Annotated in this window: 21 protein-coding genes and 1 riboswitch; of the genes, 4 read left to right on the top strand and 17 right to left on the bottom strand. The window is 50.5% G+C overall.

The window, feature by feature from the left end:
* The first annotated feature begins 137 nt into the window (after window positions 1–137).
* The 3 genes from THEAE_RS23740 (at window position 138) to THEAE_RS0116990 (ending at window position 1922) form a co-directional block, all read left to right on the top strand.
* Complete coding sequence (locus THEAE_RS23740; protein ID WP_281169589.1) at window positions 138–272, top strand: response regulator; 135 nt, start codon at window positions 138–140, stop codon at window positions 270–272.
* The gene (locus tag THEAE_RS21565) at window positions 263–628 is read left to right on the top strand and encodes a GHKL domain-containing protein (RefSeq protein ID WP_052330119.1); all 366 of its coding nucleotides are present in this window, start codon (window positions 263–265) and stop codon (window positions 626–628) included. Before THEAE_RS23740 ends, THEAE_RS21565 begins: the two co-directional genes overlap by 10 nt.
* Window positions 629–1001: 373 nt before the next feature.
* Window positions 1002–1922, top strand: coding sequence for a hypothetical protein (locus THEAE_RS0116990; protein ID WP_052330120.1), 921 nt, complete (start codon window positions 1002–1004; stop codon window positions 1920–1922).
* A 324-nt stretch (window positions 1923–2246) separates the two neighbouring features.
* Here THEAE_RS0116990 and THEAE_RS21570 read toward each other — a convergent pair whose 3' ends face one another.
* Entirely contained in the window at window positions 2247–2861 is a 615-nt protein-coding gene (locus tag THEAE_RS21570) for a hypothetical protein (protein WP_052330122.1), read from the bottom strand.
* Window positions 2862–3128: 267 nt separating this feature from the next.
* On the opposite strand from THEAE_RS21570, the gene THEAE_RS23310 reads away from it, so the two are divergent.
* On the top strand, window positions 3129–3515 hold the full coding sequence (locus tag THEAE_RS23310; RefSeq protein ID WP_169729939.1) for a hypothetical protein: 387 nt from the start codon (window positions 3129–3131) through the stop codon (window positions 3513–3515).
* Here the strand turns inward: THEAE_RS23310 and THEAE_RS23930 are convergent.
* From THEAE_RS23930 to THEAE_RS0117105, 16 genes are all read right to left on the bottom strand, one after another.
* Window positions 3475–3750 (bottom strand): flagellin, encoded by a 276-nt coding sequence (locus tag THEAE_RS23930; RefSeq protein WP_084213601.1) that lies wholly within the window; start codon window positions 3748–3750, stop codon window positions 3475–3477. The two genes, THEAE_RS23310 and THEAE_RS23930, sit on opposite strands and share 41 nt — an antisense overlap.
* A 194-nt stretch (window positions 3751–3944) precedes the next feature.
* Window positions 3945–4934: a flagellin N-terminal helical domain-containing protein gene (locus THEAE_RS0117010; RefSeq protein ID WP_028988255.1), complete on the bottom strand. Its 990-nt coding sequence runs from the start codon at window positions 4932–4934 to the stop codon at window positions 3945–3947.
* A 330-nt stretch (window positions 4935–5264) separates the two neighbouring features.
* Window positions 5265–5507 (bottom strand): carbon storage regulator CsrA, encoded by a 243-nt coding sequence (gene csrA, locus THEAE_RS0117015; protein ID WP_005586583.1) that lies wholly within the window; start codon window positions 5505–5507, stop codon window positions 5265–5267.
* On the bottom strand, window positions 5479–5916 hold the full coding sequence (fliW, locus tag THEAE_RS0117020; RefSeq protein ID WP_028988256.1) for a flagellar assembly protein FliW: 438 nt from the start codon (window positions 5914–5916) through the stop codon (window positions 5479–5481). Before fliW ends, csrA begins: the two co-directional genes overlap by 29 nt.
* Before the next feature lie 129 nt (window positions 5917–6045).
* Complete coding sequence (locus THEAE_RS0117025; protein WP_028988257.1) at window positions 6046–6471, bottom strand: hypothetical protein; 426 nt, start codon at window positions 6469–6471, stop codon at window positions 6046–6048.
* A gap of 156 nt (window positions 6472–6627) precedes the next feature.
* The gene (locus tag THEAE_RS21580; protein ID WP_052330123.1) at window positions 6628–7209 is read right to left on the bottom strand and encodes a DUF6470 family protein; all 582 of its coding nucleotides are present in this window, start codon (window positions 7207–7209) and stop codon (window positions 6628–6630) included.
* A 354-nt stretch (window positions 7210–7563) separates the two neighbouring features.
* Window positions 7564–8445: a flagellar hook-associated protein FlgL gene (flgL, locus tag THEAE_RS0117040; protein WP_028988259.1), complete on the bottom strand. Its 882-nt coding sequence runs from the start codon at window positions 8443–8445 to the stop codon at window positions 7564–7566.
* A gap of 61 nt (window positions 8446–8506) precedes the next feature.
* Entirely contained in the window at window positions 8507–10087 is a 1581-nt protein-coding gene (flgK, locus tag THEAE_RS0117045) for a flagellar hook-associated protein FlgK (RefSeq protein WP_028988260.1), read from the bottom strand.
* Window positions 10088–10099: 12 nt separating this feature from the next.
* Window positions 10100–10627 (bottom strand): flagellar export chaperone FlgN, encoded by a 528-nt coding sequence (gene flgN, locus THEAE_RS0117050; protein WP_028988261.1) that lies wholly within the window; start codon window positions 10625–10627, stop codon window positions 10100–10102.
* A 12-nt stretch (window positions 10628–10639) separates the two neighbouring features.
* Entirely contained in the window at window positions 10640–10912 is a 273-nt protein-coding gene (gene flgM / locus THEAE_RS0117055) for a flagellar biosynthesis anti-sigma factor FlgM (RefSeq protein WP_028988262.1), read from the bottom strand.
* Window positions 10913–11083: 171 nt separating this feature from the next.
* Window positions 11084–11530: a TIGR03826 family flagellar region protein gene (locus THEAE_RS0117060; protein WP_028988263.1), complete on the bottom strand. Its 447-nt coding sequence runs from the start codon at window positions 11528–11530 to the stop codon at window positions 11084–11086.
* Between the two features lie 118 nt (window positions 11531–11648).
* Entirely contained in the window at window positions 11649–11975 is a 327-nt protein-coding gene (locus tag THEAE_RS0117065; protein WP_028988264.1) for a response regulator transcription factor, read from the bottom strand.
* A 135-nt stretch (window positions 11976–12110) separates the two neighbouring features.
* Window positions 12111–12197, bottom strand: a riboswitch (cyclic di-GMP riboswitch).
* A gap of 343 nt (window positions 12198–12540) precedes the next feature.
* Window positions 12541–13299, bottom strand: a complete 759-nt coding sequence (locus THEAE_RS21585) for a ComF family protein (protein WP_052330125.1) — start codon at window positions 13297–13299, stop codon at window positions 12541–12543.
* Window positions 13300–13570: 271 nt separating this feature from the next.
* Window positions 13571–13957 (bottom strand): competence type IV pilus major pilin ComGC, encoded by a 387-nt coding sequence (locus THEAE_RS21590; RefSeq protein WP_039944527.1) that lies wholly within the window; start codon window positions 13955–13957, stop codon window positions 13571–13573.
* 168 nt (window positions 13958–14125) lie between these two features.
* Entirely contained in the window at window positions 14126–16078 is a 1953-nt protein-coding gene (locus tag THEAE_RS21595) for an ATP-dependent helicase ComFA (protein WP_052330126.1), read from the bottom strand.
* Window positions 16079–16206: 128 nt separating this feature from the next.
* Complete coding sequence (locus THEAE_RS0117105; RefSeq protein WP_028988267.1) at window positions 16207–16980, bottom strand: LamB/YcsF family protein; 774 nt, start codon at window positions 16978–16980, stop codon at window positions 16207–16209.
* Between the last annotated feature and the right edge of the window lie 12 nt (window positions 16981–16992).

Consider the following 16992-nt stretch of genomic DNA (forward strand, 5'->3'; position numbering starts at 1 on the left):
ACCGGAAGGAAAAAAGATTTCCACGCGCCGGTCGTAAATGGTTCTTTTCTTGTCGTGAAAAGTCTCCTTTCCGGTTTATAATGATGGTAGAATGCATTATGGATAGGTGAGCAATGGCTGATGGGGGTTAAGCGGCAATGATACGCGTGGGGCTCGTGGACGATCAACCCTTTGATTTAGAGAAAATGGTAGACATCATAAGCCAAATGGAGGGTGTGACGAACGTTTTTGCCACCCAAAGCGCGGAAGAGGCTTATCCTCCATGCCGGTAGGGCTTGCGGAGCAGACGAAACTGGCCGGGAATCTGCTGGAGAATGCCCTTGAAGCCGCCAAAAAATATGCGAAGGCGAACCCTGGGGCCGTCATCGAGATCTACTCATCCATCCGCAGCGGGCTTTATCTCCTGGAGATCCGCAATTCCACCCTGCCCATATCGGGCGAGGTGTTGGACCGTTTATTCAAAACCCCGGTGACACCGGGCCAAGGGGACGGGGGCTCCTCATGGAGACATGGAATCGGCGCCTATGTGGTGGCAGAAACGGTTAAAAAACAGAATGGCTATCTCGATTTTACCTACCAGCCCCCAATCCTGTCGGTTAAAATAAAAATTCCCGTCGTAAAGGAGTAATCTCAGCAGAGGTCCCGGATCGCCAATGAACCTGTGAAGGGGTGCCGGGCCGTCGCGGAAGCGAATGAGAACTCTTGACAAAATATTTCCACTTTCAGGATATATATGAGGCTTAGATCATACATAATATATTGGCGCAAATATAGTGCAAAAAGGGTTACCACATTAATTCGACTAACACTTGACATGAGAAATCTCTTTCCAATAATTGAAGATCATGATATAATAATGCCGAACATATGATCCGGTGATTAACGTGGGAAGAAATTATGACCATTTAAAAGAGGATTTCCTTCGTCTATATCCAAATGAAGAAAATAGTACAATCGCTAGTAGATTAGGTATTTCTGTGCATCAGGTACGGAGATTAGCAATGAAGTGGAAAATCCATAAATCGTCAGAATTTCTTGACAGGAAACGATTGTTGACAAGAGTAGGGCAACAGAAGTATTTCTCGAATAAGATCAAACCTATATTGCCTACAAAAGAACAATTGTCCATTATTCTTGGCAGCTTATTAGGTGATGCCAGTTTATCTTGCGCACCTAGAAGTAAAAATTACTCCTATAAAGAACATTTCTCCTCTCATCAATTCGAATACCGTAAATGGAAAATGGAGAAACTGGCGGATCTCGGTTTTCACATCACCAAGTCTCACCATCTTTACTCCTACTCCCATCCTTTTTTTACTGAGTTACATCATCTCTTTTATCATGACGGAAAGAAAGTGGTCCCCAAAATTTTACTCCCATTCATGGATCACCCTCTCCTTTTAGCTACGCTTTATCTGGATGATGGGTCTTTGCGTCTTTCTATCACAAAAAAGAATAAAAAAATCTTTCTCCATCCCAATCTTGCAATCTATTCACAAAGTTTTTCAGAGGGAGATAATACTGCCCTGATGACTCACTTCAATCAATATTTTGGGACATCATTTGTCCTAAATAAGAGAAAAGACGGAACAGGATTCATCCTTAAACTGAATAAAGAAAGGGACGTTAGGTATTTTTTGAATATCATTCGCCCCTTTGTTAAGGATATACCTAATGTCGCTTATAAAACTGACTTAGACCATAGACTTAATCTCGAGATATCTCGGCTTAAAAACCTCTATCCCGATCATGTCATACTTCCATCTTCCTCATCTCGGAATAAACCATATACCGATGATGAGATTGAGAAGCTGATTTCGTTAAGGAAATTGGGCAAATCATGGAATGAAATTGCAAACTCTCTCAATCGTACTTACTGGTCGGTTATGTATAAAGCTAAGGAATTAAAAACTCGCTTATAGAAGGAGAAAAGCCTCGGTGATCAGCGAGATCACCAAGGCTTTCACTCTGTTTATCGGAGTAATAGAAGAACTCTTTGCGGAGTTTAATTGGCTTGCTTTGCCGCAGAGCATTTCGGCGACAGAATAGACTATCTCTGCACCCTCAAAGGGTCTGGTCGGGGCTGTGCACTTCAGGTACGCTTTGCACCTTACGGACTTCATCACCGTAACGAGAGCCTTAGGTGGTACGCACTAGTCGTTGAACCACCCCCACTCTTTCGAGATAGGAATAGGCTGCTGGTCCCCATTGAGCATCTAACCGTCTCCAGTGTGACCAATTTCTTTTCAATGAGCAATGTGATCAATATTAAACTTTATCTCGTCAGAAACTGGCTGACCATCTTCAAACCAACGACCTGTTACTTCGCCAAGATCTTTTTCACTTGTATTAAACTTAATGAGTACGCCATATTTATACTTAAGTTTGTTAGGATTTTTTGGGTCTGTGTAACAAATCAATTTCTTTTCATCATAATCTGTATTTCTGGAGTTTTGCCCCTTTTTTTTGACTTCAATGATTAAAAGATTGTTTTCGCTTTCGTTTCTTCGGTGAACGATAATATCGGGATAAACCGATATGACTGAGTATAAAACATTATTAATCATTTCTTGATATTTACTCTTTAAAAAATTCTTCCCCAACTCTTCTTTAAAGTTATTAAACTCTGCCTCTAACTCTTTTTGTACACGTATTTTCTTTGGATTATTATCCTCATCAATATTTTTATTATATTCGCAGTCTACATGTAGGTTAGGAAACTCTGCCTGAAGATAATAGGCTAGCTTATGGGAAATTGTCCTTTCATGGAGATCATTTTGGAGTAAATAAAGATCCTCTTTGAGCAACTTATAAACTGCCTTCTTAACCTTTAACTCAATCGTTTCCTTAGAGTATTCCAATTTTATCTCCTCCTTATCTGATTCTGTGAAAATCCCTTTCATTTCTGGGTTACGTCTTAGAGGTCGTGAATTTTTACAAATCTTACATCAATTATAATCGTAGATGCCATCTCCACCAACAGTCAACTATTCAAACTCCTTTACTGAACTTGTTAAATATAATAAATAGGGGGCCGCTAAAGGCCCCCCTATGAAACCAATGATGTTTTGCCGAGATGCGAATGATCTCTTTAACGGAGTAATTGAAGAACTCCCTGAGGTTGTTGATTGGCTTGCTTTGCCGCTGTGCCTTTCGGCGACAGAATAGACTATCTCTTCACCCTCAGCACCCTCAACGGGTCTGGTCGGGGCTGGGCACTTCAGGTGTGGTTTGCACCTTACGGACTTCATCACCGTAGCAACGGCTTTAGGTGGTATGTCCTAGTCGTTGAACCTTCCCCACTCTTTCGAGACAGGGGCTCGGCTGCTGATCATCCATTGGTGCATCCCGGCCTTTTTCACACCGTCACGCTTGCCGTTTCCAGCTTCGTTGTGGTAGGCCGGGCTTTAGGAAGTTCCAGCAATTCACCCAGTGATTCTCCGGTTCGTTACCAAACCGGACGCCCTTCTAATCCTACTTCAGGAGTTGGAGTACCCCTTGCGGTAGGGCATTAGATTGAGCCAACATTGCTTGCGCGGCTTGGGTCAGGATATTGTTCTTGGTGAACTCCATCATTTCTTTGGCCATCGTTGCCACCCTATGTTTCCATAAGGACCAGACTATATCTTCACCCTCAGCACCCTTTACAGGGTCTGGTCGGGGCCGGGCACTTCGGAGACTCATCTCGGAGTTGGAAGAATAGTCCCCTACGGATCTCATCGCCGTAGCCATCGGCCTTAGGCGGTACATCCTAGTCGTTGGGCCTTCTCCACCCTTTCGGGACAGGAGCTTGGCTGCTGATTGCCCAATCCTCTGATTTTTTTCGCCGTCACGCTTGCCGTTTCCAGCTTCGTTGTGGCATCAAAGGCTCTCAGGGTTTTCCAGCAATTCACCCGGTGATAATCGCTGACCGTTACCAGTCAGGACGACTCTGCTTGTGCCGCTTAAGCGGCTAAAGCATAATCAACATCACGAATGCGGGACTCGGCTGCAGTCAGGTTCTCAGCGGAAGTGCCGAGGTTGTTGATGGTGTGCTCCAGACGGTTTTGGTAAGCACCGAGTTTAGCACGTTCAGAAGAAACAGTGTCAATAGCTGTTTGAATAGTAGTAATTGCGGCATCTGCATTTGCTTGAGTAGTAATGTCGATTGTGTCTACGCCCAACGCGTTCGCACTCATGTCACCGATGCTGAGTTGAATGGACTGACCTGCGTTAGCACCGATATGGAATGTAGCTGATCCAGCAGTTACAACAACATCCCCCACTGCAGTATCGACTGTATAACCCCCGTTGGTTTCAATTGTAATCCCAAAATCAGAGAAATTGAGAATTTGTGCGCCAGCTACGTTCGTAATAGTTTGCGACTTAGTTCCAGCACTATTTGTCATTGTTAACTTACCAGCACTAGCAGTAATAGTATAAGTGTCAGCTTTAGCTCCAGATGTTGTAACTTTAGCCACCCCTGCTACACTTAGTACAGTTGTATTCGTAGCATTTTGGTCAACTGCTCCACCAAGCCCGCCATTCAAAAGCTTTTTAGTGTTAAATTCTGTATCAGTAGAAATACGATCTAATTCAGAGATTAATTGGTTAACTTCTTTTTGAAGTTCTTGACGGTCGTTATTGTTGTTTGTATCGTTCGCCGCTTGAACAGCCAGCTCACGCATACGCTGCAGGATGGAGTGGGTTTCGTTCAATGCACCTTCAGCGGTCTGGATGAGAGAGATTCCGTCCTGGGCATTCTTGGTCGCCATGTCCAAGCCACGAATCTGGCCGCGCATCTTCTCGGAGATGGCGAGCCCTGCGGCATCGTCTCCGGCTCGGTTGATGCGAAGGCCGGAAGAGAGCTTCTCGAGGGATTTGGCAACGGCGCTGTTGTTCCCTACCAATTGGCGGTAGGTGTTCATGGCAGAGATGTTGTGATTAATCCGCATTTCTTCTTTTCCTCCTTGATTATAGATTCTCGCATCCTTGCGGTGTAGGCTTCTTCCCGTCGGCCGCCGGGAAGAGGTGCCTCTACCTAATCTATCGGCATCTAGGAAAAAATCTTTAATCGTTATTGCAAGGAAAAAATAAAATTTAAAGAGATCTCCGATCGAGATCTCAGTTACGTCCAAGTTTGGAACGAAGGGGATAACGGAATGATGTTTCCTTTCGCGTGGGGAGCAGAATCCCCCTTCGGGAGCACCCCCCTTCGCAATAGCTTAATGAGGGGCGCCTCTCCATGTAAGGCTCTCCGTTTATGGGATGCTAGGTGTGGTCGGTTAATCCTCTTCCATGTTCTGCGTGAAAAGATCCTGGAGGCCCTTCATCGCTTCCGTCTTCAGCATCACGGCCTCGCGGTTCTCCTCCTGGATGGCGAGGTAGATCTCCTTCCGGTAGACGGGCATCTCCTTCGGCGCTTCAATGCCAATGCGGACGCCATCCTTATCCAGGGAGAGGATCTTCACCTCGATGCCGTCGCCGATCATGATCGATTCATTGATTTTCCGCTTCAGGACGAGCATCTGCCTCCCCCTTTCTCCGGGTGTGCTGGGGGAAGAGGGGGTGCCGCGTCGTGTAGGGGGTTCCCTCCAGGATCACCTGTTCACCGCGCCGGGTCCGGCTGTTGATCACCACAGGGGCGACCAGGTTTAATGTGGCCTCTCTCAGTTCTCCCCGAACGGTCACGATGGAGAGGATAACCACATCCTCTTCCTGATCAATCCCCAGCCGTTCAGTCACTTCGTCACTTAAGTTCACCTCATAATCTCGGTAGATCAAAAAGGGAGAGACGACGATGAAGCGAATCTCAGGATGGGCCACGGATTGTAACGTCAAAAAAGGGGTCCCTTCTCCCTCATCCAATAGGAGAAATTCCCGCTCATCGGCAAAGCCGGGTAACCCACGCTCAAAACGAATCACACGATCCTCCATGCATCCCACTCTCTTTTCATGGAAATACTTTGCTCTCTTTTTTCACCATCTGATCGTGCCGCATGAGCGGCAAAGAGGTCCAAAAATGAATCATCCCCTAAGTTTACACTTAGAGGAATCTGGAACAAATCAAGCTTTTTTCGCCATCTGTTCTAAGGCATCGACCCGCTCAATGGTAAGCTCAAGATCTTCGCTGAACTGCTTCATCGTCCCCGTCACTCCGCGAAAGGCGGCCTTCGTCTCCCGGCGGAAGAGGAGAAGATCGTCGCTCACAGCATCCAGCTTCTTACCCCGCTCTTCGCCGACATCCCGTAAAGAACGGATCTCCCTCTTCAGCTCGGCGATCTCGCCCTTTATCTCTCCAAAGCCTTGCTCCAGTTTTGCCACTTCGTTCTTCAGACCGGCGATCTCTCCCTTCATCTCTTCAAAGCCTTGCTCTAGCCTGGCCACTCTGCCGTTCAATTGATGGAGATCCATCGCCATCGCTTCCTGCCTGGCGCCTTGGACATCGAGCCGCTCCATAATGGCATTGAACATCACTTTGATCTCGTCCACGCAGCCTCCCCCCTTTCCTCCATTTTCTCCGAAACCGATGGAAAAATCCAGCTCTAGGTTGTATTCTTCCCGGTGCGCTTCGTTAAATCGATACCCGTATGGCGGGTTCCCATAGGACGTAACCAAAAATGGGGGAAAAACTAAAAAACCATGCCGCTATAGGCGAATATCCACCTGCCGTTCCGGGGGAGCGACCCAGATCTTAAGGGAGTTCATCTGCTCCAAGTATCCTTCCACCTTGCCGGGGGTGTAGCGGTGAACCGGTTTCCGGGGGGTGGCGGCAATCTCCGCTCCTCCCAGCCTCCAGTCGATGGCAAGCGTTCCGGGGATCCCTTCCATCTTCACGCTCCCGACACGGGGGATGAAGGTAAGTTGAGCCGGAAGGGGTGCAGGGAATGTCTTGTCCCGGGCGATGGCGACGATCGCATCCTCATGACGCTCGATGGAGCGGAGGCGGATCCCTTCCTCGGCGCGGCGAGCGATCCCCGCCATCACTCCCTCTCTCCCCCGTTCCACCACTTCCTGCAAGAAGGCTTCCCGGTTCTTATGCCCCATGTCGGCCCAGGCCCCGCTCTGATCGATGAGAACCGCAGGGGGAGTCCGGCGGATCTCCATCCGGGCAGGTGTCTGACGTATGGCGAGTTCCGCTCTCGGCTGGGTAATCTCCTGCACAGGTTTCCGAATTTGGAGCCCTAGACGGGCAAAGGTCTGATCCATCTGCAGGCGGAGGAGATTCATCGTTACCCTCCTCTCATCATGCTCCTCTTATCGATAAAAAAGTGGGATAAAGCAAAACAATCATCTACCATGAAGGCAAGATCGGCTCAAAGGATCATCGGATCGCCGTTCATCGCTTTGAGCTCCGTTCCCTTGAAAAGGGAAGAAATTCATGCCGGATATCGCCAGCCGTCTTCCGCCGTTCATCGCTTTGAGCCCCGTTCCCTTGAAAAAGGGCAAAGGGTAAGCCATCGGCATGTCTAGCCCATGGGCAGAGGCTTCTGCGTTGCAAGCCTAACGAAAGGCTTCATTCAACTAAGAAAACCCGAGTGAAGAATGCCCGAATGAAGCCAAAAAACCAAGACCTAAACCCCATTACCGCAAGAAATCCATCAGCGTAGGCTGCATGATGCGGGCTCCCGCACCCAGAGCGGCCCGGTGAACGTTCTCCTGCATATTCAGATGAATAATCAACTGGGCCAGATCGGCATCTTCTTCCTTCGATAAAAGTTCCGTCGTATTCTGGATCTGCGCGTCGAGGCGGTTTTGGATCATATCGAGGCGATTCATATTCGCCCCCAGACCGGAGTGGATCTTAAGAAAATGGTTCTCATGCTCCTGCAGATTCCCCAATAAAGCCCCCACATCCCCGTTGTTATCCAACGCATTGACCACCGCATCGAGGAACTGGAAGACGTTCCGACCACTCGTATCCTGAAAACCGAAGAGTTCCACCCCGGGGATATTGAGATCCATGGAGATGCCTTTCCCTAATTCTACCGGAATCCGTTCCGCATTCGTGGTCTGAAGGGCACCATTGTCATAAGGCTTTTTCAGCGTATCGCTGCCGGCGAAGATGTACCGCCCGGCGATGCTGGTGTTGGCGATGCTGCCCAGCTGTTCCTTGATCTGCTCCATCTCCCGGGCGATCGCCTCCCTGGCCTGAGGATCCATCGCCCCGTTCGCCCCCTGAACCATCTTCTCCCGGATGGTCTTAAAAAGGTTATCCGCCTCCTGCAGGACGGCATCCGTCGTCTGAATCCAGTTGTTTGCCGTGTCAAGGTTCCGTTTATATTGGTTCAGCACCTTGATCTGGGAGTTATAGGCGATGCTGCGGACGGCGATGACCGGATCCTCCGATGGTTTGGAGACTTTCTTCCCTGAGGATAGCTGCTCCTGAAGACGGTCCAAGCGGTTCATGGAGTTGTTCAGATTGAGAAGAAAACGATTGGCCAACATGTTTTGGGTGACACGCAACGCCCTCACCTCACGTCATTATGATTCGATTGCGAAAGATTGAATCGGCTGTGGACTCCCATTATCTGCCCACGATCCCCATGCCGTTTATGATCTTATCCAGCACCTGATCCATGACGGTGATGGAGCGGGCGGCCGCTTCATAGGCATGCTGGTATTTGATCATTTCGGTCATTTCATCATCAATGGAGACCCCTGAGACGGACTGTCTCCGATTCTCCACCTGGGTAACCAAACTCTGTTTTACCTCCAGGAGGTTGTTCGCCCCCTGGGCATCAATCCCCAGCTTCCCGATGATGGCACTGTAATAACCGTCGATGGTGGTGGAGTTGGGAAAGCCTGTGGTGATCACCTTGTTCTTCAGATCGGCGATGGCCTGTGCGGTGCGCCCATCGGCCGATCCCGTGGCGGGTCGGCCTGCAGCGGCGATCAAGTCGCTATCGGCGACGATCAGGGGGTTTACCATGAGATCATCCGCTCCGCTCGGATTATACCCATTGGGATTGTTTACCGGGTCATAGTTTCCTGGATTGAGCGCCGTAAAATCAACGGCAGAGAGATCCTTATTCGGAAGCGAATCATACCAGCTCTTGCTGATGAAAAAAGGAAGCTGCCTGCCGTTCGCCAGATTTCCGCTCTGGATATCTTCCAGATTGGTTCCGTTCATGTGGAGGGCATTGAGTTCTCCTGCGAAGACGGAGGAGAGGGTGTTAAATTGGTTGAGCAAATCCGGGATGATTCCGGTTAGCTTTCCTGTCCCATCATCGACTCCCCTGGCTTCCAGTGTCTCCTGGAAGCTTCCGAATTGAGGCGTGAAAGGAGCCCCGCCCAGGGTCACATCATAGAATCCGGTCGCCGGATTTTGCGTCGCTTCCAGGGGAACGGTCGTCAACCCATCGACGAGGGTTTGACCACCGGCAATCTTCACTTGGATCATTCCATTCTGAATGTCGGAAACTTGCACATCCACCAGCTTGGACAATTCATCGAGGAGAAGATCCCTCTGGTCCCGCAGGTCGTTGGTGGTATATCCATGGGGCGCGATGCGGGCGATCTGGGCATTAACATCCCGGATGCGGGTGGCGATGGAGTTCACTTGGTTCGTCTTCACCAAAACCACCTGGTTCAGATCGGACTGGTAATCCTTCAAGGATTGGGCGATATGGCCGAAGGCATCCACCACTCCCTTCGCATAGCCCACCACTTCTTCCCGCACCTCACCGGACTCTGCGGAGGCGGTGAGATCCTGCCAGGCGCCCCAGAGACGATCCAGCGCCTTCTGAAGTCCGATCTCCTGGGTATCGGTTCCTTCCTGAAGAACCACTTCGAGCTTGCCGTAGGTGGCTGCCCTCGATTCGTAGAAGCCCAGATAACGATTTTCGTTCCGAAATTGACGGTCCAGGAATTGATCCCGGAGGCGGGTAATCTGCGCTACATCCACCCCCGTACCCATCTGGGCGGCTGTGCGGCTGTTAAACATACCCGGGTAGGGGAAAGGGCGAGAAGCAACCATGTCCACCCGCTGCCGGGAAAAACCGGGGGTGTTGGCATTGGCGATGTTATGGCCGGTGGTATCGAGGGCGGTCTGCTGGGCAAAGAGCCCCCTTTTTCCGATCTCTAATCCTCCAAAAGTAGAACGCATCGTTTCTCCTCCTTAAATCCGGGTGTCGAAGAAGCTGCGGGGAGAAGAGCTCTTCTCCCCTTCTTCTGAAGGGTGGTTGCTATAGACTTTGCTATCCTCCTGATCGGTGAGGAGGGAGAAGGCCATGTTCACATAATCCAAAGATTCCCGAATCAGGATCTGGTTGATTTCATTTTGGCGCTGAAGCTGTTGGCTTCTTTCATTTAAGAGTTTCTGAAGCTCCTGAAAGCGTCCTTTTAGGCAGGGATCCTCCATCCGGTCGGTAAGGGCGGATAGGGTCAGAGATTCCGGCGGAAGGTTCCAAGCGAACGCCAATTCTTCCGCCGCTTTTTCCCGCTCCCTTTCCAGTTTGCTGAGGAGATTTATCTTCTGGGTTTCCAAGTGAACAATCTCCGATAACCGGGAGATCTCCCCCCGGATGAGCACCTCCTTCTTCTCCTCCTCCAAAGGAAGGAGCTCCTCCTGAAGTTTGGCCATCTGCTCCAGGAGTAAAAGGAGGCCCTTCTGCATGGTGATCACTCTTTCCTTTTCGTCGTCCATGCTCCCCCTCCTTTATTTTCCTCTCCACCAAGCGAGGAGTCTATCCGCCAATTGCTGGGCCGAAACGGTATAGGTTCCAGCCTCCACCTCTTTCTTTAACGCTTCGATCTTCTTTTGGCGGGCAGGGTCTACGCCTTCCAGGGTCTCGCTGAATCGCTCCAGAGATTCAGGGGAGATCTCCAGTTGATCTTTCGGAGCAAGGGAAGGCTTCGCTTCATTTCCCTTCACCGTCGGCTTTGAGTAAGGATGGGTTTGTCCAAAAGGGTTAATGCCGTCAATCTTCATGCTCGTACCCCCGTTTCCGAAATACCCGATTCTATGGTCATCTTTACTCTTTGATTCGCGATCTTATGAATTCCTCTCATGGCGAGATCGGGAGAAAAAAAGCTAAAAAAGAAAAACCGATCCCCCGCTATTAGGAGTATCGGCTAAATGCTCCGTTCTCATTAATTCCTCTTACTTTTTTTTCTTGGATTCCAAAGTTTTAAGTTTTTCCTCCAGGAGATAAAAGCCTGTCCCGTTCCTCCTCCGTCTTTCTTCCTCTTCCACTTCAGCGAAGCTCTTCCGAATCTCCGCGGAAAGCTTCTGACGGCAACTCTCGCAGATCCTCCCCTCGGTGATGAGGTTTTCTCCGCAGCTTTCACAGGGATAGGCGAGATGAGGAAAATCTGCGGTGGATAGGCGCCCGGCCCGGATAAACTCCGTGATTTGCTTCACAGTTACGTTCGTCGCTTCGCTCACCTCATAAATGTTTCGCTGGCGATTCTCCGACTTCCGGACGTATTCATAGACCCGTTTAAACTCTTCCTCCACTTCCCGGTAACAATCGGGGCAGACGCTGCGGGCTCCGCGTACAAATAGTTTCCCGCAACGAGGGCAATTGTCCAAGGCGTTTAAACTCATCTTCCTCCCCTCTCTCCAGAACAAAAGGAGCTTCACCTTTTGCTTCCTGCCAAGCCCTAGGCTAACGTTCTCCTTCTCCATACTTTTATTATACCCGAGAAGAGAGAGTTTGTCTCTTCTATTCTTCCTTATTCCTTTCGCAAGGTTCATATTCGCTGATGAGGTACCGAAATAGAGCCGCCTGTACCTCACGAATCGACCGAGCATTCATTTTTATCAGGATTTTGCTGATGTGGTTCTTCACCGTATGAGGGGAAATGTTAAAGAGTTCACCGATTTTTTCATTGGAAAAACCAAACAGACAGATGGCGTAAAGAAGATCCCTCTCCCTTTCGGTAAGGGCATAGGCGGTGATAAATTTCTGCAGCGGGTGAATATGCGATGGTTGCAGGGACTCATCTCGTTTCAATTCCTCGAAGAGTAATTCCGTAAGCGCTCTTCTCATTTCACTTCTCCTTTCCCAAAATCCACAAAGCGTCTCTCTCCATTTCTTCCTACAACCGGATGGCACGAAAAACATAAAAAAGGGGACGTGTTTAACGTCACCCTTGTTTCTTCAAAGAAAATAGAAATACAGGTGACAGGTAGCTGGCTGGCATCGTTCCTCCGAACATTAGCCCCTCTAGCTTTGCGACCTCTCCTTTCAGAGAGTGTGCCTTTTTCTGCCTATGTTTGTTTTTATTCCCTAATATTCTACAATCTTCGCCAAACTTTTCCCTCTTATACTTATTGTATAAGCTGCCCACACAATTGCAATAGTACAAGTGGACTAATTTTCCATCCGAAAGAGGCATCGTTGGCTCGTTATGTACAGGTCTTAAGAACTAGCATGGCATGAAGAAGTTCAGAACAGGCATGGGAGATTCAGGAAGATCACGAGAAGGGAGTCGAAACGGTACAATCGCTTCTCGGATGATTTTGTCGAAAATGAAGGACGAACTTGGAAAAATCAAGGAGGTTTTTGAACCGAGGGGGGCTATGAGGGGAGGAGTGATGCATGAGAGACGCCTCTAGGCTCGAAATGGGGTAAGGATGTAAACTTCCTCCCATCCCCCTTCACGGAGAACACGGCTGCACTCATTCACGGTACTTCCGGTGGTATATACATCGTCAATTAAAAGGATTTTATTCCCCGCATGGGGGATTTCCTCCTTCATTCCGAAGGCGCCTTCCAGTGCATGGAGACGTGCCTGACGGGTCTGACGGCTCTGTTTCCGGGTAGGGTGGTGGCGTTCGAGGAGATCGTAAACCGGCAGGTTCGCCCTCTTCCCCAGGCCCTTCGCCAATTGTTCCGCCTGGTTAAAGGTTCTTTGCTGCAGCCGGTCTTCATAGAGAGGAACGAAGGTAATGGCTTCGATCGATCGGTGGGAGTAATGGCGGCGGTAGGTTTGGTAAAGAAGATGGATCAGCCCTTCCACAAGCTGTTCCCTGCCCTTATATTTATAAGCATAGAGCCATTCTTTTCCCTTAAAGGAGTAGTGGAGGGCACTCCGATTCATGATAAAGTAGGTTTCTTCTCTTTCCTCGCAATCGCGGCACATCTCTTTCCCAGGGGAGAATCTGAAGGTCTCTTTTTTCTCCCTGCCGCATACGAGGCAGACCGGTTCAACGATGGGAAGAAGATGGCGAAGGCAAGCGGGGCAAAGATCATTCCATGGAGGCGGCGAAAGAGCAGGAGTCTCCCGCGGGATGGTTCGTCCGCAGAGCAAGCATTGTTTCTGCTTTGTAAAGAGGAGCGTGGCGACGATTTTTCTTGCGTCGAATTTCATCCCGATCACCTCCATGAGGAATACACATGATCCATTGCTCCCCGCTAGATTTCACGTTGAGGCGAAAGCTCGGAACCGATCCGGTTCTTTCCACCGATTTTTCTCGTAAGGGGAGAGGGGGCGGCCGTCTCCTCCTTGCTCATTGAGGCAGGAGATTTCTGCCGCACTTCGGTCGAAACGGCTGCGTTTGGCCCTCCTAAGGGGTAGAAACGGGGTCGACGAAAGCTCGTCAATCACCACCATATCAAACGGCCAACTGCGTTTGGCCCTCCTAATGGGTAGAAACTTCGTCGTGGAAGCTGCATTTCACTTGATAGGTGCCGTCACTCCCTTTTCCCACCCTATATTTCCCATTTGAAGGGCATTGGGGAGCCTCTTTGAGATAGCCTTCATCCACCAATTTGCTTAAGACAATTTCCCCATTCTCCATAATCTTCGTGGCATCTTGCTTATGGTCGATCAGGTAAAGTTCCAGTTGGGCTTCCGCCCCTTTCTTTGTATTGTCGCATATCGCTTTTTCCGCCCTTTCCGTTGATTTGGTATAGTTGGGGACGGCAACGGCCAGGATCAGGGATAAAAGAAAGATGACGATTAAAATTTCAATTAATGTAAACCCCTCTTCACGGCGAGGGGAAGTCCATGTGGATGTGGCACGCATGCGATCTCCTGCCTCTCCGGTTTTTTCTCTTCATTCCATAGCCCGTTCGAATGGTTGTCCTTCCGCGTATTCGCCTTTCGCCTTTCCCTGCACGCGGCTTTCCTTCCGCACATCCCGTTGGCATACCGGAACGATCCCCGTGACGCTCATCCTACCTCTCCCCATCCTTTACTCCGCCGATCCTCCCCCGAACAGCCGAATCAGCCGATTCTTCTTCTTTTCTTCCACCAAAAAGCCCCTCTTCCTCGCTTCCCGGTTCATCCCCTCAATCTGCCGTACCGCCTTTACCATCGACCGGGAACGGCTTTCCGAGAGGAAAAGAACTTTTCCACCCGGATCCTCCGCCGATCTTCCGACTCTTCCGGCGATCTGTACGAGGGAACTTTCGTCAAAGATGGGCGCATCGGCCATCAGGACCAAGGCGTCGGTGAAGGGGATCGTTACCCCCCGCTCCAAGATGGTGGTGGTGACGAGAAGGCGGATCTCTCCACGCCGGAAAGCGCTCACCTTCTCCTCTCGCAACGGCTCGCCGGCATAGGTTCCTTCGGTCTGGGGGAATGTTTCTTTGATTAAGGCAACCAAATCTTCTACCAGGCCGATCCGGGGCACGAAGAGGAAAGCTTGTCTGCCGTTCCGATGAAGCTCATTCAGGAAGTGGCGGACCCCCTGCGGAAGTTTCCCCTTGCCGATTTTTTCCTCCAAACGGGACTCATACCGGAGGATGGGAACGGGTAGCGGATGTCCATGAAAACGACTGGGAATGGTCGCTTGCAAAATCTCTCCTTTTTTTACTTGTTGCAACATCTTCTCGGAAGGGGTAGCGGTGAGGAGAATTCGCTTTCCTCCTGCTGCGGTTGCCCGATTTACGGCGAAATGAAGCATGGGGCTATTATGGAAGGGAAAGGCATCGATCTCATCGACGATAACCAATGGAAAAGCATGAAAGAAATTGAGGGCCTGGTGGGTGGTGGCGATCACCAGCTCCCCCATCTTCCCTTTTTGGCGGCTGCCTCCGTAGAGGGAGACCATCGGAACGGAAGGAAAGGCCCTGCGAAAACGGGGTGTAAGCTCTAGAACCACATCTTTCCGGGGCGTGGCCAAAAGGACACGTTTTCCTTGGCGGAGGGCCATATCGACGGCCTGAAAGACAACCTCCGTCTTGCCGGCACCGGTAACGGCCCAGATGAGGAGCTCCCGCCGGTCTGTGCGGGGAAGGGTCCCTTGCACGAATTGGGCGGCCATTTGGGAAGCCTCCTGTTGGGCAGGAGTGAGCTCCCCTTCCCACGAGAGGAAGGAAGGTAGAAGTGTGAAGGAACTTGGGGCCGTCTCCTTTGGACGTGTGGGGGAGAAGAGGATCGGTTTGCACCCTTTGCTCGCACCCATGGCGGAGCAAACCTCACAGACCATATCGTCGTGTTCGCAAACACCGCAGGGGTAGCCTTGCCATCGGCGGTATTCGCTGGAGCAGCGCTGGCAGCGGAGGAGGGTTCCCCGATCCGACTCCACGATCGCCATGCCCGAGGTAAGGGATAGTTCCCCCCTATGGTGCAAATACTGGATCAGCATGGGAAGGTATCTCCGCCGGAATGCCCTCCTCTCCTCTCTTTCCACGTCCGTGGGACCATTCCCGCCCTTCCTCTCCTCCAAGAGCTGATCTCGGATGGCCAATTCCCCATAAAGAGGCCGGTTTACCTGATCCAGGTAATCTTCCACCTGTTCCAACAGGCAAAAACGCCCTTCGATCAGAGGGCGCAATACCTCTCCATCCTTCTCCAGCCATTCCCTCTTCCAGATCTTCAACCCGTCGGAGTAAGGTTTCCCTTTGCTCTTCTCCCATAAATCCTTCGCATTGAGCGCAAGACTCCGGTCGATCCTTTGAATGGCTTCCCGGATCCATCCCTCCACCTTTTCAATGACGGCATCTTCCCCTGCGTTTAACCCATTCTTTACTTTCCCCAGCAGGAAGAAAGCGAAATATAAGGGAAGGGCAGGGGTAATCAGTCCCTGAAATCGTTTCCCTTCCTCCTCCAGCCACCATTGGGTGACGGAAGGGGATAAGGTAAATCCCGCATCCCATCGGGTTTCATTTTTCTCAGAGAAGAGATAGAGAGACGCCCTCATTTTCCCTGCCTTCCATCTTTCATGGTACGATCATGAAGACTTTTCTTTTTAAGATTTTATTTCGACCCGAACTTTTATCATTCCTGCCCATTTTCCCTTTTGTCGAAAACTTTTTCCTCCGTCCACCATCACACCGCAGGGTTCGCTCCGATCGACAGGACGACAATTTGGGAGGCGGTTAAGCTCTCCCGAATGGTGCGGGCTACTGCGAGGGCATGGGGATTGTCGCCATGGACGCAGATCGTATCCGCCTTTATGTCGATCTCCCTCCCTTGCAAGGAGGTTACCTTACCCTCTTTTACCATGCGGATCGCCTGTCGGGCAGCCGCCTCCGGAGCTGCAATGAGTGCGCCGGGAAGGCTGCGGGGGGTGAGCGAACCATCCTCCCGGTATGTCCTGTCGGCAAATACTTCATGGGCAGTTCGAAGACCGATCGATTCTCCTGCCTTCGTCAGCTTGCTACCCGATAAACCGAAGAGGATAAGGCCGGGATCCACCCGGTAGACGGCTTCCGCAATGGCACGTGCCAGTTCTTCGTTCTTGGCGGCCATGTTATAGAGGGCGCCATGGGGTTTCACATGCTGCATCGCCCCTCCTTCCGCCTTCACGAAGGAAGATAAAGCGCCGATCTGGTAAAGGACCATCTCGTAAGCTTCCCGAGGGGTGATCTCCATCTTCCGCCGCCCGAATCCTACCCGGTCGGGCAATCCCGGATGCGCACCGATGGCTACCCCTTTCTCCAAAGCCATCCTCACCGTCTGTCTCATCGTTCCCGGATCTCCGGCATGAAAGCCGCAGGCGATATTGGCGGAGGTGACGTAGTTTAAAAGTTCTTCATCATTCCCCAGCCGGTACGCCCCAAAACCTTCTCCCATGTCGGCATTTAAATCGATTCGATACAATGTTCTCCCCCT

It is taken from the genome of Thermicanus aegyptius DSM 12793 (genome assembly GCF_000510645.1).
Lineage (GTDB): Bacteria > Bacillota > Bacilli > Thermicanales > Thermicanaceae > Thermicanus > Thermicanus aegyptius.